Source organism: Saccharopolyspora mangrovi (assembly GCF_035320975.1).
Classification (GTDB): domain Bacteria; phylum Actinomycetota; class Actinomycetes; order Mycobacteriales; family Pseudonocardiaceae; genus Saccharopolyspora; species Saccharopolyspora mangrovi.
This window is the reverse complement of sequence record NZ_JAWLNX010000020.1, coordinates 66,526-79,632: the sequence shown is the minus strand read 5'-3', so window position 1 is coordinate 79,632 and position 13,107 is coordinate 66,526. Positions and strand designations below refer to the sequence as shown.

At 69.7% G+C, this 13,107-nt stretch carries 11 protein-coding genes; all 11 read right to left on the bottom strand.

Annotated elements, in window-relative coordinates; translation table 11 throughout:
• Positions 1–420: 420 nt before the first annotated feature.
• Positions 421–2,277 carry a molecular chaperone DnaK gene (dnaK, locus tag R4I43_RS24875; protein ID WP_324268117.1) on the bottom strand — a complete coding sequence of 619 codons (1,857 nt, stop codon included), beginning with the start codon at positions 2,275–2,277 and terminating at the stop codon, positions 421–423.
• A 94-nt stretch (positions 2,278–2,371) separates the two neighbouring features.
• On the bottom strand, positions 2,372–3,508 hold the full coding sequence (locus R4I43_RS24870) for an MlaD family protein (protein ID WP_324268116.1): 1,137 nt from the start codon (positions 3,506–3,508) through the stop codon (positions 2,372–2,374).
• Positions 3,509–4,678, bottom strand: a complete 1,170-nt coding sequence (locus tag R4I43_RS24865; RefSeq protein ID WP_324268115.1) for an MCE family protein — start codon at positions 4,676–4,678, stop codon at positions 3,509–3,511.
• Positions 4,675–5,880, bottom strand: coding sequence for an MCE family protein (locus R4I43_RS24860; protein ID WP_324268114.1), 1,206 nt, complete (start codon positions 5,878–5,880; stop codon positions 4,675–4,677). Before R4I43_RS24860 ends, R4I43_RS24865 begins: the two co-directional genes overlap by 4 nt.
• Positions 5,877–6,890, bottom strand: coding sequence for an MlaD family protein (locus R4I43_RS24855; RefSeq protein WP_324268113.1), 1,014 nt, complete (start codon positions 6,888–6,890; stop codon positions 5,877–5,879). Before R4I43_RS24855 ends, R4I43_RS24860 begins: the two co-directional genes overlap by 4 nt.
• Positions 6,887–7,918, bottom strand: coding sequence for an MCE family protein (locus R4I43_RS24850; protein ID WP_324268112.1), 1,032 nt, complete (start codon positions 7,916–7,918; stop codon positions 6,887–6,889). Before R4I43_RS24850 ends, R4I43_RS24855 begins: the two co-directional genes overlap by 4 nt.
• Positions 7,915–9,258 (bottom strand): MCE family protein, encoded by a 1,344-nt coding sequence (locus tag R4I43_RS24845; RefSeq protein ID WP_324268111.1) that lies wholly within the window; start codon positions 9,256–9,258, stop codon positions 7,915–7,917. The genes R4I43_RS24850 and R4I43_RS24845 overlap by 4 nt, the downstream gene beginning before the upstream one ends.
• Positions 9,255–10,085, bottom strand: a complete 831-nt coding sequence (locus R4I43_RS24840; protein WP_324268156.1) for an MlaE family ABC transporter permease — start codon at positions 10,083–10,085, stop codon at positions 9,255–9,257. The genes R4I43_RS24845 and R4I43_RS24840 overlap by 4 nt, the downstream gene beginning before the upstream one ends.
• Positions 10,086–10,128: 43 nt before the next feature.
• Positions 10,129–10,911, bottom strand: coding sequence for an MlaE family ABC transporter permease (locus R4I43_RS24835; protein WP_324268110.1), 783 nt, complete (start codon positions 10,909–10,911; stop codon positions 10,129–10,131).
• Between the two features lie 96 nt (positions 10,912–11,007).
• Positions 11,008–11,892 carry a 3-oxoacyl-ACP reductase gene (locus tag R4I43_RS24830; protein WP_324268109.1) on the bottom strand — a complete coding sequence of 295 codons (885 nt, stop codon included), beginning with the start codon at positions 11,890–11,892 and terminating at the stop codon, positions 11,008–11,010.
• A 7-nt stretch (positions 11,893–11,899) separates the two neighbouring features.
• Positions 11,900–12,994, bottom strand: a complete 1,095-nt coding sequence (locus R4I43_RS24825; protein WP_324268108.1) for a zinc-binding dehydrogenase — start codon at positions 12,992–12,994, stop codon at positions 11,900–11,902.
• Between the last annotated feature and the right edge of the window lie 113 nt (positions 12,995–13,107).

Sequence of the window (13,107 nt, the reverse complement as noted above, 5' to 3'; positions counted from 1 at the left end):
CGCGATGACTAGTTGGCACGCAACAACCCCCCGCATACCGGCCTCCCCAAGCCCTGCACCGTCTTGTTGGTAATCAGTAACTGTCCGGGCGGTGAGCGGGGTTCTCAACACGATCAAGCGCCGCTACGTGGACGATCCACGAGTCCGAACCGTCCTCCGTTGACCAGCGCGGGACTACGACGCGCCGTAGAACGTCCCATCGTGTGGATTGGCGTCGGCAACCGCCGCTTACCAACTACCCGCAGTCGACTGCAAGCACGACACACGCTGATCAAGTAATCCGATCGGTGGACATCATGATCGTCGCCGAAACCGGGGGCACTCGAACGGACCAACGTCAACGCGGACGAGAAGCCTCCGCAGCGGCGCCGCGAGCGACCGCAGGCCGCTGTCCAGCGAGGTCATCGCGGTCGGAATCGGTCAGGACTTGTCGTTCTTGTCGTCCTCGTCGACGATCTCGGCGTCGACGACGTCGTCCTCCTGCGAGCCGGACGTAGAGTCCGACGTGCTCGCCCCGGCGGATTCCTGACCCGGAGCCGACTGGCCGTAGATGGCCTGGCCCAGGGTTTGCGACTTGGCGGCCAGGGCATCGGCGGCCGTGCGGATGCGCTCGGCGTCACCGCCCTTGAGGGCTTCGTTGACCTCGTCGATGGCCTCCTGCACCTGGGACCGGGTGTCCTCGGGGATCTTGTCGGCGTTGTCGGTGAGGACCTTCTCGGTCTGGTAGACGAGCGTCTCGGCCTGGTTGCGGGTCTCGGCCTCCTCGCGGCGCTTGCGGTCCTCGTCCGCGTGGGTCTCGGCGTCGGAGACCATCCGCTCGATGTCCTCCTTCGGCAGCGCCGAGCCACCGCTGATCTTGATGGACTGCTCGCGCCCGGTGCCGAGGTCCTTGGCGGAGACGTGCACGATGCCGTTGGCGTCGATGTCGAAGCTGACCTCGATCTGCGGCACACCGCGCGGCGCCGGCGGCAGGCCGGTCAGCTCGAACATGCCGAGCTTCTTGTTGTGCGCGGCCATCTCCCGCTCGCCCTGGAACACCTGCACCATGACCGAGGGCTGGTTGTCGTCGGCGGTGGTGAAGGTCTCCGAGCGCTTCGTGGGGATCGTGGTGTTGCGCTCGATCAGCTTGGTCATGATGCCGCCCTTGGTCTCGATGCCCAGCGACAGCGGGGTGACGTCGAGCAGCAGGACGTCCTTGACCTCACCGCGCAGCACACCGGCCTGCAGCGAGGCGCCCACGGCCACGACCTCGTCCGGGTTGACGCCCTTGTTGGGCTCCTTGCCCCCGGTCAGCTCGCGCACCAGGTCGGTCACCGCGGGCATCCGCGTCGACCCGCCCACCAGCACCACGTGGTCGATGTCGCCGACCTTGATCCCGGCGTCCTTGACGGCGTTGCTGAACGGCTTGCGGCACCGCTCCAGCAGGTCGGAGGTGATCCGCTCGAACTCGGCGCGGGACAGCGTCTCGTCCAGGAACAGCGGGTTCCTCTCCGAGTCGACGGTGATGTAGGGCAGGTTGATGCTGGTCTGCGAGGAGGAGGACAGCTCGATCTTGGCCTTCTCGGAGGCCTCCTTGATCCGCTGCATCGCCATCGGATCGCGGGTGAGGTCCACCCCCGAGGAGGACCGGAACCTCTCCACCAGCCACTCGACGATGCGCTCGTCCCAGTCGTCACCCCCCAGGTGCGTGTCACCGGAGGTCGCCTTGACCTCCACCAGCCCCTCCCCCACGTCCAGCAGCGAGACGTCGAAGGTGCCGCCACCGAGGTCGAACACCAGGATGGTCTGCTCCTTCTCGCCCTTGTCCAGGCCGTAGGCCAGGGCCGCGGCGGTGGGCTCGTTGATGATGCGCAGCACGTTGAGGCCGGCGATCTGACCGGCTTCCTTGGTGGTCTGCCGCTGCGCGTCGTCGAAGTAGGCGGGCACGGTGACCACAGCATCGGTCACGTCCTCGCCGAGGTAGGACTCGGCGTCGCGCTTGAGCTTCATCAGCACGCGCGCGGAGATCTCCTGCGGCGTGTAGTCCTTGCCGTCGATGCCGACCTTCCAGTCGGTGCCCATGTGCCGCTTGACCGACCGGATCGTGCGGTCGACGTTGGTGACCGCCTGGTTCTTGGCGGGCTGTCCGGTCAGCAGCTCGCCGTTCTTGGCGAAGGCCACCACCGACGGAGTCGTGCGCGACCCCTCCGAGTTGGCGATGACGGTGGCCTCGCCTCCCTCCAGGACGGAGACCACGGAATTGGTCGTGCCCAGGTCGATCCCGACCGCGCGCCCCATGCGTGCACACCTCCCGGCCGCTACCTGCGGATTCTCGAGGCGGAACACCCCAAGTATGCGAACCGGGCGGTGGCGCGTCCACCTCCGGCCGGGCTCAAGGCGCGGGCGGGCTGACCGGGGCCGGGACCGGGTAGCGGATGGCGTGCTGCGAACCGCGCACGCCGGTGGGGCTGCCCGCGGGTTCCTCGCAGGCCAGGTCGTAGTTGGTGGGGCCGTCGGTGGTGTCCGAGCCGTGCTTGCGCGGAGTGCCCTCGTAGCCCTTGGTGCAGGCAGGCGGGTTGAACATGTTGAGCACCAGTCCGAGGCGGCCGGTGCCGTCCGGGGACAGGGTGTGGGTGAACGCCGAGATCATCGGCAGCGCGACCAGCGCCTGCTCCAGCGCGGGTTCGCGCACGCTGGTCAGCTGCATCGTGGTGAGCAGGTTGGCGGCCACGATGCCGAAGTCGGTGCCCATCGAACGCGTGAGCTCCTGCATCTCGGTGGCCGCGCCCGGCGCCTCCTGGATGGTCTTGCGCAGGTCCGGGTCGGACTGCTTGAGCTGCCCGGAGATCTGCCGCAGCCCGGAGCTGAACTCGGTGAGGTTCTGGCCCTGCTCCTGCTGGGTGCGCAGCACGACGTCGCTGTTGTCCAGCAACCCGGTGGTCTGCGGCAGGTTCTGCTGCGCGGCGGTGGTGAACGAGCTCGTGGTGTCGAGCAGCTGCTGCAGGTGGGAGCCGGTTCCGTCGAAGGCGGTGCCGACCTCGGTGACCACCGTGCGCAGCTTGTCGGTCGGCACACCGGCCACCAGCCGGTCGACGTTGACCAGCAGCGATTCCGGCGCGGGCGGGATGGCGGTGCGCTCGATCGGGATGACCGAGCCCGCGTCGAGGTAGGGGCCGTCGCGGCGTTGCGGCTGCAGGTCGATGTACTGCTCGCCGACGGCGGAGCGGTTGGCGACCACGGCGCGCGCGTCGTCGGGGATCTGCGGTGCGCCGTCGTTGATGTGCAGGTCGGCGGCGATGCCGTCGTGGGTCAGCCGCAGCGCGGTGACCCGGCCGACGGCCACGCCCCGGTAGCTGACCTCGGAGTTGGTGAACAGGCCGCCGGATTCGGCCAGCTGCACGGTCACCGGGTAGCCGTTGGAGCCGAACAACCGGTCCAGCCCGGCGTAGCGCCCACCGACGAAACCGACGCCGAGCACGGCGATGACCAGGAACAGCGCCAGCTGCACCTTGACCTTGCGGGCGACCATCTACGACCCTCCTCCGGACAGTCCCGGCAGCAGCCCGCCGTCCGGCTGCGTTCCGGGGATCGGCAACGGCGGCAGCGCGGGTGCGCCCGGTGGCAGCGGGATGTTGGCACCGGATTGCCCCGAGTCGGAAAGACCCGGGATCGGGATGGGCGGGCCCGAGGAGCGCGCGAAGTTCTCGTAGAGCGCGGACAGGTCCAGGTCGATGAACACGTTGGTGTTCACGAAATCGCCCTTGAGCGGGACCATCGCGTACTCCGGGAACGGGTAGGTCGACAGGAACGCCATCGCCTTGGGCAGGTCGGTGCCGGTCTTGGCGAGCTGCTGCAGCGTCGGCGCGAGCGCCTGCAGGTCGGCCACCAGGTCCTCGCGGCTGGCGTCGACGGTGCGGGTGGCGGTGCCGGAGAGCTTGTCCAGCGACTGCAGCATGCCGACGAGCTGGCCGCGCTGGGCCTCGATCTCGCGCAGGCCCGGGGACAGCCCGTCGAGGGCGGTGTTGATGTTGCCGGTCTGCTCGCGCAGGTTCGCCGACAGCCGGTTGAGCCCGTCGAGGGCCTTGGTGATCTCGCCGCGCTGGTGGTCGAGCCGGGTGACCACGTCGTTGACGTTGCCCAGCAGCGAGCGGATCTCCTCCTCGTTGCCGGTGAAGGCCTTGTTCAGCTCCTGCACGATGGTCTGCAGCTGTTCGATGCCACCACCGTTGAGCAGCAGCGACACCGCGCCCAGCACCTCTTCGATCTGCGGGTTGCGGTTGGTGCGCTCGATCGGGATCACCGCGCCGTCGGCGAGCTTGCCGGTGGCGTTCTCCGGTGGCGGGGTCAGCTCGACGAACTTCTCCCCCAGCAGGCTGGACTGGCGCAGCCGCGCGTAGGCGTTGGCCGGCAGCCGCACGTCGCCGTTGACCCGGAGGGTGACCAGCGCGGTGGTGTTGTCGGCGCTGAGCTCGATGCGGTCGATGCGCCCGACGGCGACGTCGTTGACCTTGACGCTGGCCTGCGGAACCAGGTCGAGCACGTCGTGGAAGTGCGCGGTGACCGCGTACGGGTGGTCGCCGAGTTCGGCGCCCCCGGGCAGCGGCGTGTTGTAGAGGCCGGTGAAACCGGCTGTGCCGCAACCGGAGAGCAGCAGCACCGACAGCGATCCGGCCAGCAGCGCGCGACGTGTGGCGGTCATGGCGTCCCCGCCCCTCGTTTCATCGCGTCGACCAGCGGCAGCGGCACCGGGTTCGGCCCCTTTCCGAGCTGGTCGGGAACGTCGCCGGCACCCGTCTGGAGCTTGCCCAGCACGTCGGCGACCGACGGCAGCGGCGCCACTCCCTGCACGACCGGGTTGAGCCGCTCGCAGGTGTCGCGCAGCGACTGCGGGAGCGGTTCGGGCAGCGGGCTCGCGTTGGCGATCAGCCTGCACACCATCAGGATCGGCGGCTGCGCGAGCTCCTGCGGGTTCCAGCGCGAGGCCACGGTGCCGGAGGCGGAGTCGTAGGCGTTGATGAAGTTCGTCGTGGCCAGCGGCATCAGGTCCAGCACCTCGGCCAGCGCCTGCCGCTGGTCGACCAGCGCCTGGGTGACGCCGGTGAGGTTGCGGACGTTGGAGGACATGTGGTCGCGGTTGTCGTGCACGAACCGCTGCACGTCGTCGAGCGCGATGGCCAGCGAGTGCAGCGAGGTGCCCAACTGCTCGCGCTCGGAGGCGAGGTAGCCGGTGGTGTCGGCCATCCGGCCGTAGAGCTCGCGGATCTGCTTGTCGCTCTGGGCGAGCGTGCCGGTGAACTGGTTGAGGTTGTCCACCGTGGCGAACAGGTCGTCCTGGTTCTCCGACAGCGTCGCCGAGAGCTCGCCGAGCCGCTTGATGGTGGTGTTGAGGTCTTGGCCGTTGCCGTCCACCGTGGCCGCCGTGGTGTTGAGGACGTCGTTGAGCGCGCCCTCGCGGTTGGCGCCGTCGGGACCGAGCGCGGTCGAGAGCGCGTTGACGCTCTTGTAGAGCTCGTCGAGCTCGGCCGGGGTGGCGGTGCGCTTGCGGTCCAGCACCGCGCCGGAGGCCATCACCTCGCCCTGCGTGTAGGCGGGCGTGAGCTGCACGTACCGGTCGCTGACCAGGCTGGGGGCCACGACCACGGCGTTGGCGTCGGCGGGGATGCGCACTCCGTCGTCGACGTGCATGTCGACCCGCACCACCGGCCCCTCGGGCGTGACGGTGTCGATCTGGCCGACCTTCACGCCCAGCACCCGCACGCTGGACCCGGCGTAGAGGCCGACGGCCTTGTCGAAGTAGGCGGTGATGGTGGTACCGCTGGCGGACAGCGTCCACCACAGCACTCCTGCGGTGACCAGCGCCAGCGCGCACAGCGCGGCGATCACGCGGGTGATCCTGCTCATCGGCCGCCTCCCTCGGGAACCGGGAGCTCGCACTCGGGGGTGTTGGTCTGGATCGGCCCGGCGTGGATCGGCGGTGGCAGCAGACCGCAGAAGTAGCCCTCGAACCAGCGGCCGTTGCTGATGGTGTTGTTGAAGCCGCGCACGTAGGGCTGCAGCGCGCCGATGGCCTTGTTCAGGTTGTCCTGGTTGCGCTTGAGCATCGCGGTGAGCTGGTCGAGCTGCTCGAGGGCCGGCCGCATCTGCTCCTGGTTGTCGGCGACCAGGCCGCGCAGCTGGTGGGAGAGGTTCTCGGTGCCGACCAGCAGCCCGCTGATGGCCTGCTTGCGGGCCTGCACCTCCGACAGCAGCAGGTTGCCGTCGGAGACGAGCTTGCTGACCTGCTGGTCGCGGTCGGCGACGATGCCGGAGACGTTGCTCGCGTTGTGCAGCAGGTCGGCGAGCTGCTGGTCGCGGGAGGCGATGGTCTGCGACAGCTGGGAGAGACCGGTGACGGCCTGGTCCATGTGCTGGGGCGCGCCGCGCATGGTGTCGGACATGACCCGGAAGCTCTCGGCGAGCTTGGCGCTGTCGAGCTGCCCGGTGGTCTGGGTCAGCTGGTCGATGGCGTCGGGGATGTCGAACGGAGAACTGGTGCTGCGCAACGGGATCGGCTCGGAGAGCTCCTCGTTGCCGGCCGGTTGCAGGCCGAGGAACTTCTCGCCGAGCAGCGTCTTGATCTGGATGTCGGCGCGGCTGCGGTCACCGAGCTCGCGTCCGTCCACTGTGAACTTGACGAGCACCCGGTTGCCGTCCAGCGCGACCTCGTCGACCTCGCCGACCTTCACCCCGGCGATCTGCACCTCGTTTCCCGGTTCCAGACCCGCGGATTCGGCGAAGTGGGCCGAGTAGGAGTTGCCGGAGCCGATCAGCGGGAGGTCCTTGGCGGAGAACGCGGTCAGCGTCCCGAGCACCAGCAGCGCGATGGTGACGAGGCCGACGGTGACCTGGTTGCGGGCCCGCAGTGGTTTCATCGGCACCTCTCCGGCAACTGGGTCGTCGGCACGGGCAGGATCGGGACGTTGATCTTGAGCTGGTCGATGCGGATGTTGCCGCTGACCTGGCAGGAGTAGTAGTTGAACCAGCCGCCGTAGCTGACCGTGCGGGTCAACCGGTCCAACCGGCCCGGCATCGTCTGCAGCGTGTGCTCCAGCAGCGGCAGGTCCTTGTTGAGCAGCCCGGTCACGTCGCGCAGCGCGGCGATGTCCTGCTGCAGCGGCGGTCTGGCCTGCTCGACGAGTCCCGCGGTGGTGTTGGTGAGCTCGTCGAGCGCGCCGATCGCCTCGCCGACCGGCTCGCGCTGCTCGGCCAGCCCGGTGGTCAGGCGCTGCAGCGCGTCGATGAGCTCGGCCAGTTGCGGACCGCGCTCGTTGACGTTGCCGAGCACGGCGTTGAGGTTGTCGATGACCTGGCCGATGACCTCGTCCTTGCGCGCCAGCGTGCCGGTCAGCGAGGCGGTGTGCGCCAGCAGGCTGTCGACGGTGCCGCCCTCGCCTTGCAGCACCTTCACCAGTTCGCCGGAGAGCTGGTTGACGTCCTGCGGGTTGAGGGCCTGGAACAGCGGCTGGAAGCCGTTGAACAGCGCGGTGAGGTTCAGCGCCGGGTGGGTGCGCTCCAGCGGGATCTCGCCGCCGGGCGGCAGCACGTCCTGCGGATCGCGCAGCGGCGCGTCCAGCGCGAGGTAGCGCTGACCGGCGATGTTGCGGAACTTGACGGTGGCCTGCGCGTCTCTCGGGAGCTTGCGGGCGGTTTCGACGTCGAAGCGCACCAGCGCGTGCCGGTCGCCGACGACCTCCAGCTCGGTGATCCGGCCGACCTTGACCCCGGCGATGCGCACGTCGTCGCCCTCGCCGAGCCCGGAGGCGTCGGCGAAGCGCGCGGTGTACTCCTCCGCGTCGCCGGAGGAGTTGGCGGCGATGGTGGACACCAGGATGCCGGTCAGGGTCAGCGTGACCGCCACGAAGGCGATCAGCTTGATCAGCGGTGCGGTGATCGACCTCATCGCACGGTCACCTCCGCGTTCCGGAACAGCGGTCCGACCAGCAGGCTCGTCCAGTCCGGCACCGCCTTGGGCTGGACCTGCAGGCGCGGCGCCATCAGCGCGGCGAGCAGGTCGCGCTCGGGCTGGGAGTTGGCGACCGAGGAGCTCGCCGACTGCGGCGAGGTGGAGGCCGGTGCGGTGGACTTCTTCCACGGGAACACCGCGTCCCGGTCCAGCGGCGGCTCGGGCTTGGTGGAGCCGTCGTTGAGCGGGCCGCCCGGCGGGTACTGCGGGAACGTCTCCGGCGCCTCGACGAACGGGTAGCAGCGCGGGCCGCGGTGCTCCAGGTTCTTCGGGTCGTCCACGCCCGGCAGGTACTTGCCCCGGCTGCCGGTGATCTCCAGGGTCATCCGCGCCATGTTCGGGGTGTCGGTCCCCTTGCCGAAGGTCAGATCGGCGTTCTTGGTGCCCGCCTGGAACTGCTGGAGCATGCACGGGTATTGCGGCGAGTACTTCGCCAGCAGCTCCAAGGTGGACCGCGAGGTCCCGGCCAACCGGATGAAGTTGTTGCCGTTGGCCGACAGGAACCGGTCCATCTCACCGCTGGCGCTGGTCAGCGCGCCGGTCATCTGCTGGAGCTGACCGCGCTGCTCGACGACGGTCCGGCTGGTGGTGGTCAGGTCGTTGACCGCCTGCATCAGGTCCGGTGCGGCGTCGGCGTAGTTCTCGGCGACGTCGTCGACGCGGCTGATCACCGACTCCATCTTCGGCAGCGAGGGGTCGAAGTCCTGCAGGTAGCGGTCCAGCTGCACCAGCGTCTCGCCGAGCTGCTCGCCGCGCCCCTCCAGGGCTTGGGAGACCGCGTTGAGCGTGGTGGAGACCTGCTGCGGCTGCACCGCCTGCAGCACCGGCATCAGGTCGGACAGGACCTTCTCGACCTCCATCGCCGAGGCGCTGCGGTCCTGCGGGATGACGTCGCCCGCGCTCAGGGTGTCCGATGTGGACTGCTTCGGGATGTCCAGGGCCACGTAGCGCTCGCCGAAGAGGGTCTTCGGCAGCAGCCGTGCCGAGGCGTTGGCCGGGATCATGCCCGCCTCGTCCGGCTGCAGCGCGAGCCTCAGGACGGCGTGGCCGTTGCCGGCGTCGATGGCACGGACCTCGCCGACCACCACGCCGCGCACCTTGACGTCGGCGCCCGGCATCATCTGGTTGCCCGCGGTGTCGGTGCGCACCGTCACGGCGACGAACCGGGTGAACGCCTTGTTGTACATCCCGATCGTGCCGGCCAGGAACAGCCCGGCGACGACCAGGAACGCGATCCCCATCGCCTGGTAGCGGCGTCTGCTGCGCACTTCGATCATCCGGCTATCCGAACCGTCGTGGTCGATCCCCAGATCGCCAAGCTGCAGAAGAAGTCCAGCACCGTGACCAGCACGATCGAGGTCCGCACCGCGCGGCCGACGGCGACGCCGACCCCGGCCGGGCCGCCGCTGGCGGTGTAGCCGTAGTAGCAGTGCGTCAGGATCACCGCGACGCTGAAGACCATCACCTTCCCGAAGGACCACAGCACGTCCTCCGGTGGCAGGAACAGGTGGAAGTAGTGGTCGTAGGTGCCCGCCGACTGCCCGTAGACCCACACCGTGATCTGCCGCGACGCCAGGTAGGAGCCCAGCAGGCCCACCACGTACAGCGGGATGACGGCGGCGACCCCGGCCAGCACCCGGCTGGTCACCAGGTACGGAACGCTGCGCACCCCCATCACCTCCAGCGCGTCGATCTCGTCGGAGATGCGCATCGCGCCCAGCTGCGCGGTGAACCCGCAGCCGACGGTGGCCGACAGCGCCAGGCCCGCCGACAGCGGCGCGACCTCGCGGGTGTCGAAGTAGGCGGCGATGAAGCCGGTCAGCGCGGCGGTGCCGAGCTGGTTCAGCGAGGAGTAGCCCTGCAGGCCGACGACCGCGCCGGTGGCCATCGTCATGCCGACCATGACCCCGAGGGTGCCGCCGATGATCGCCAGCGCCCCGCTGCCGAAGACGACCTCGGTGAGCAGCCGCAGCGTCTCCTTGCGGTACTTGGCCAGCGTGACCGGCACCAGCGCCAGCGCGCGCACGTAGAACGACAGCTGCCAGCCGAGGTTGGCCAGCACGTCACCGGGTTTGGCCGCGGCCTTGGCGATGCGGCGCTGCATGGGGGTCGGTGTCGGCGGTGGTGCCGTGTCCAGGACTGCCATCTCACAACCCCTTCGGCGGCACGAGTTGCAGGTAGATGCCGGTGACCAGGAGGTTGATCATGAACAGCAGCAGGAAGGTGATGACCACCGCCTGGTTGACCGCGTCCCCGACGCCCTTCGGCCCGCCGGAGGGGTTGAGCCCCCGGTAGGCGGCGACCACGCCGGCGACGAAGCCGTAGATGGCGGCCTTGACCTCGCTGACCCAGATGTCGGGCAGCGACGCCAGCGCGTTGAAGCTGGCCAGGTAGGCGCCGGGCGTCCCGCCCTGCAGGACCACGTTGAAGAAGTAACCGCCGAGCACACCGACGACGCTGACCAGGCCGTTGAGCAGCAACGACACCAGCACCGCACCGAGCACCCTGGGCACGATCAGCCGGTGGATCGGCGAGATGCCCAGCACCTCCATCGCGTCGATCTCCTCGCGGATGGTGCGCGCGCCGATGTCGGCGCACACCGCCGAACCACCGGCACCGGCCACCAGCAGCGCGGTGATCAGCGGGCTGGCCTGCTGCAGGATCGCCAGCGCGCTGGCGGCACCGGTGAACGACTGGGCGCCGATCTGCTGGGTCAGCGACCCCAGCTGCATGGCGATCACCGCGCCGAACGGGATGGCCACCATCGCGGTCGGCAGGATGGTGACGCTGGCGAAGAACCAGGCCTGCTGGATCCACTCGCGCACCGCGAACGGCCTGCGCGGCGTGTAGCGCACGACCTCCCAGGCCAGCGTGGCGATCTTGCCCACGTGGCCGAGGGCCGTCGAGACTCCGGCGACCGGGGCGGTCATGACCGCCGCTCCTCGATACCCATGCTTCCTCCCGGCCTCGTTGACGGAAAAGGTGCTGCGTGCCGCCTGTGAGCCCGGCGGGATGGGCGCTGCGCGCTACGGAACGGCGAGGACGTCGTTGGCCGCGAAGGACTTCTCCGGATCGCGGTCGGCGAAGTAGGCACCCAGACCGGATTCCAGGTCCTCCTGCGTCCAGAGCTCGCCGGAGGCGGCGAACTTCCGCTCGATCGTGGGCGGCGCGAGCAGCGCGACGACTCCGCTGTGCACCACGAAGACCTGGCCGCTGATGGCCTGCGCGGACGGCCCGGCGAGGTAGGTCACCAGCGGGGCGACGTGCTCGACCGACATCGGGTCCACGCCCTCGCCGGGCGCGTCGCCGAAGGTCTCCGCGGTCATCGCGGTGCGCGCCCGGGGGCAGATCGCGTTGGCGCGCACGCCCATCCGCGACATCGCGCGGGCGGTGGAGACGGTCAGCGCGGCGATGCCGCCCTTGGCCGCGGCGTAGTTCGGCTGGCCCGCCGAGCCGAGCAGGAACGCCTCGGAGGCGGTGTTGATGATGCTGCCGCTGGTGGCGCCGGTGTCCTTGTACTCCTGGCGCCAGTGCGCGGTGGCGTTGCGCGACAGCAGGAAGTGGCCGCGCAGGTGCACCCGCAGCACGTCGTCCCACTCCTGGTCGCTCATCTTGAACAGCATCCGGTCGCGCAGCAGGCCGGCGTTGTTGACCACCACGTGCAGCCCGCCGAGGCGTTCGGTCGCGGCGGCCATCATCTGGGCGGAGACCTCGGAGTCGGAGACGTCGCCGACGACCGCGACGGCCTTGGTGCCGATCTCCTCGATCTCGGCGACCACGGCGTGCGCCGCGTCGGTGACGTCGTTGACCACCACGTTCGCCCCGGCGCGCGCCAGCGCGAGCGCTTCGGCCCGACCCAGCCCGGCACCGGCTCCGGTGACGATCGCTACCTTTCCGTCCACACTCGACACTTGCGCCTCACCTCGGGTCGAAAGTGACGATCTGGCGCACCACGGCGTTGTCGCCGCTGCGCAGTGCCGCCAGCCCGTCGTTGATGTCCGCCAGCGGCAGCCGCCGGCTGATCATGCCTTCCAGATCCAGCAGCCCCGCCCGCCACAGCTCGACCATCCGGCCGGTGTCCCGGCGTGGGTCGGCGGAACCGTAGAAGGAGGGGACGATGTTGCGTTCGTTGATGAACAGCTCCTGGGCGGAGAACTCGACCTTCTGCTCCTCGCTGCCCGCGCCGACGATCACCGCGGCGCCGCCGCGACGCGCCGCGTCGTAGGCGGCGCGGATGGTCGCGGCCAGGCCGACGACCTCGAAGGCGTAGTCGAAACCGCGTCCGCCGGTGAGCTGCTGGCGCAGGTCGGCCAGCCCGTCCGGCGTGGTGGCGTGCGTGGCGCCGAAGCGCAGCGCCGCCTCGTGTTTGGCGACCACCGGGTCGACCGCGACGATGCGCGAGGCACCGGCGATCCGCGCGCCCTGGATGACCGAGATGCCCACCCCGCCGCAGCCGATGACGACCACGGTGGCCCCAGGTTCGACCTGCGCGGTGTTGACCACCGCGCCGACGCCGGTCAGCACGCCGCAGCCGATCAGCGCGGCGATCTCGTAGGGCACGTCGTCGTCGACCTTGATCGCGGCTTCGGCCGGGATCACGAGCTCTTCGGCGAAGGTGCCGCAGCCGGCGAAGCCGAAGGCGGGCTCGCCGCCGACCTCGAAGCGCGGCGAGACGAAGGCGTCGACCGTGTGCACCTCGCACAGGTGCGGCTGGCCGCCCAGGCACACCGGGCAGCGGTTGCACGGCGGCACGAAGGAGAGCACGACGCGGTCCCCGGCCTGGAGGTGGTCGACCTTCCCGCCTGCGGCGATGACCTCGCCCGCGCCTTCGTGGCCCATGATCCCGGGGGCGAGCGCGGGCAGTCCGCCGCTCATCGCGGACAGGTCGGTGTGGCAGATGCCGGAGGCCCGGACCCGCACGCGCACCTCGCCGGGCCCCACCTCGGTGGTGGCCACGTCCGAGCGCACGTCGAGTTCGGGGTCGCCGATCTGCTTCAGCACCGCTGCCTTCACCGGCTCGCTCCTCACCAGATCAACCCCGCCACGGCGCGGGGAGGTGTTAGCCAACACACACTAGAATGTGTTCTCGATAGGTATCAAGTGCCGTGCCCAGATGGCCCGACTTC

Bases quoted from the DNA above. Each gene is read 5' to 3' on its own strand.
- dnaK (WP_324268117.1), bottom strand. From the start codon at position 2,277: ATGGGGCGCGCGGTCGGGATCGACCTGGGCACGACCAATTCCGTGGTC.
- R4I43_RS24870 (WP_324268116.1), bottom strand. From the start codon at position 3,508: ATGGTCGCCCGCAAGGTCAAGGTGCAGCTGGCGCTGTTCCTGGTCATC.
- R4I43_RS24865 (WP_324268115.1), bottom strand. From the start codon at position 4,678: ATGACCGCCACACGTCGCGCGCTGCTGGCCGGATCGCTGTCGGTGCTG.
- R4I43_RS24860 (WP_324268114.1), bottom strand. From the start codon at position 5,880: ATGAGCAGGATCACCCGCGTGATCGCCGCGCTGTGCGCGCTGGCGCTG.
- R4I43_RS24855 (WP_324268113.1), bottom strand. From the start codon at position 6,890: ATGAAACCACTGCGGGCCCGCAACCAGGTCACCGTCGGCCTCGTCACC.
- R4I43_RS24850 (WP_324268112.1), bottom strand. From the start codon at position 7,918: ATGAGGTCGATCACCGCACCGCTGATCAAGCTGATCGCCTTCGTGGCG.
- R4I43_RS24845 (WP_324268111.1), bottom strand. From the start codon at position 9,258: ATGATCGAAGTGCGCAGCAGACGCCGCTACCAGGCGATGGGGATCGCG.
- R4I43_RS24840 (WP_324268156.1), bottom strand. From the start codon at position 10,085: ATGCAGCGCCGCATCGCCAAGGCCGCGGCCAAACCCGGTGACGTGCTG.
- R4I43_RS24835 (WP_324268110.1), bottom strand. From the start codon at position 10,911: ATGACCGCCCCGGTCGCCGGAGTCTCGACGGCCCTCGGCCACGTGGGC.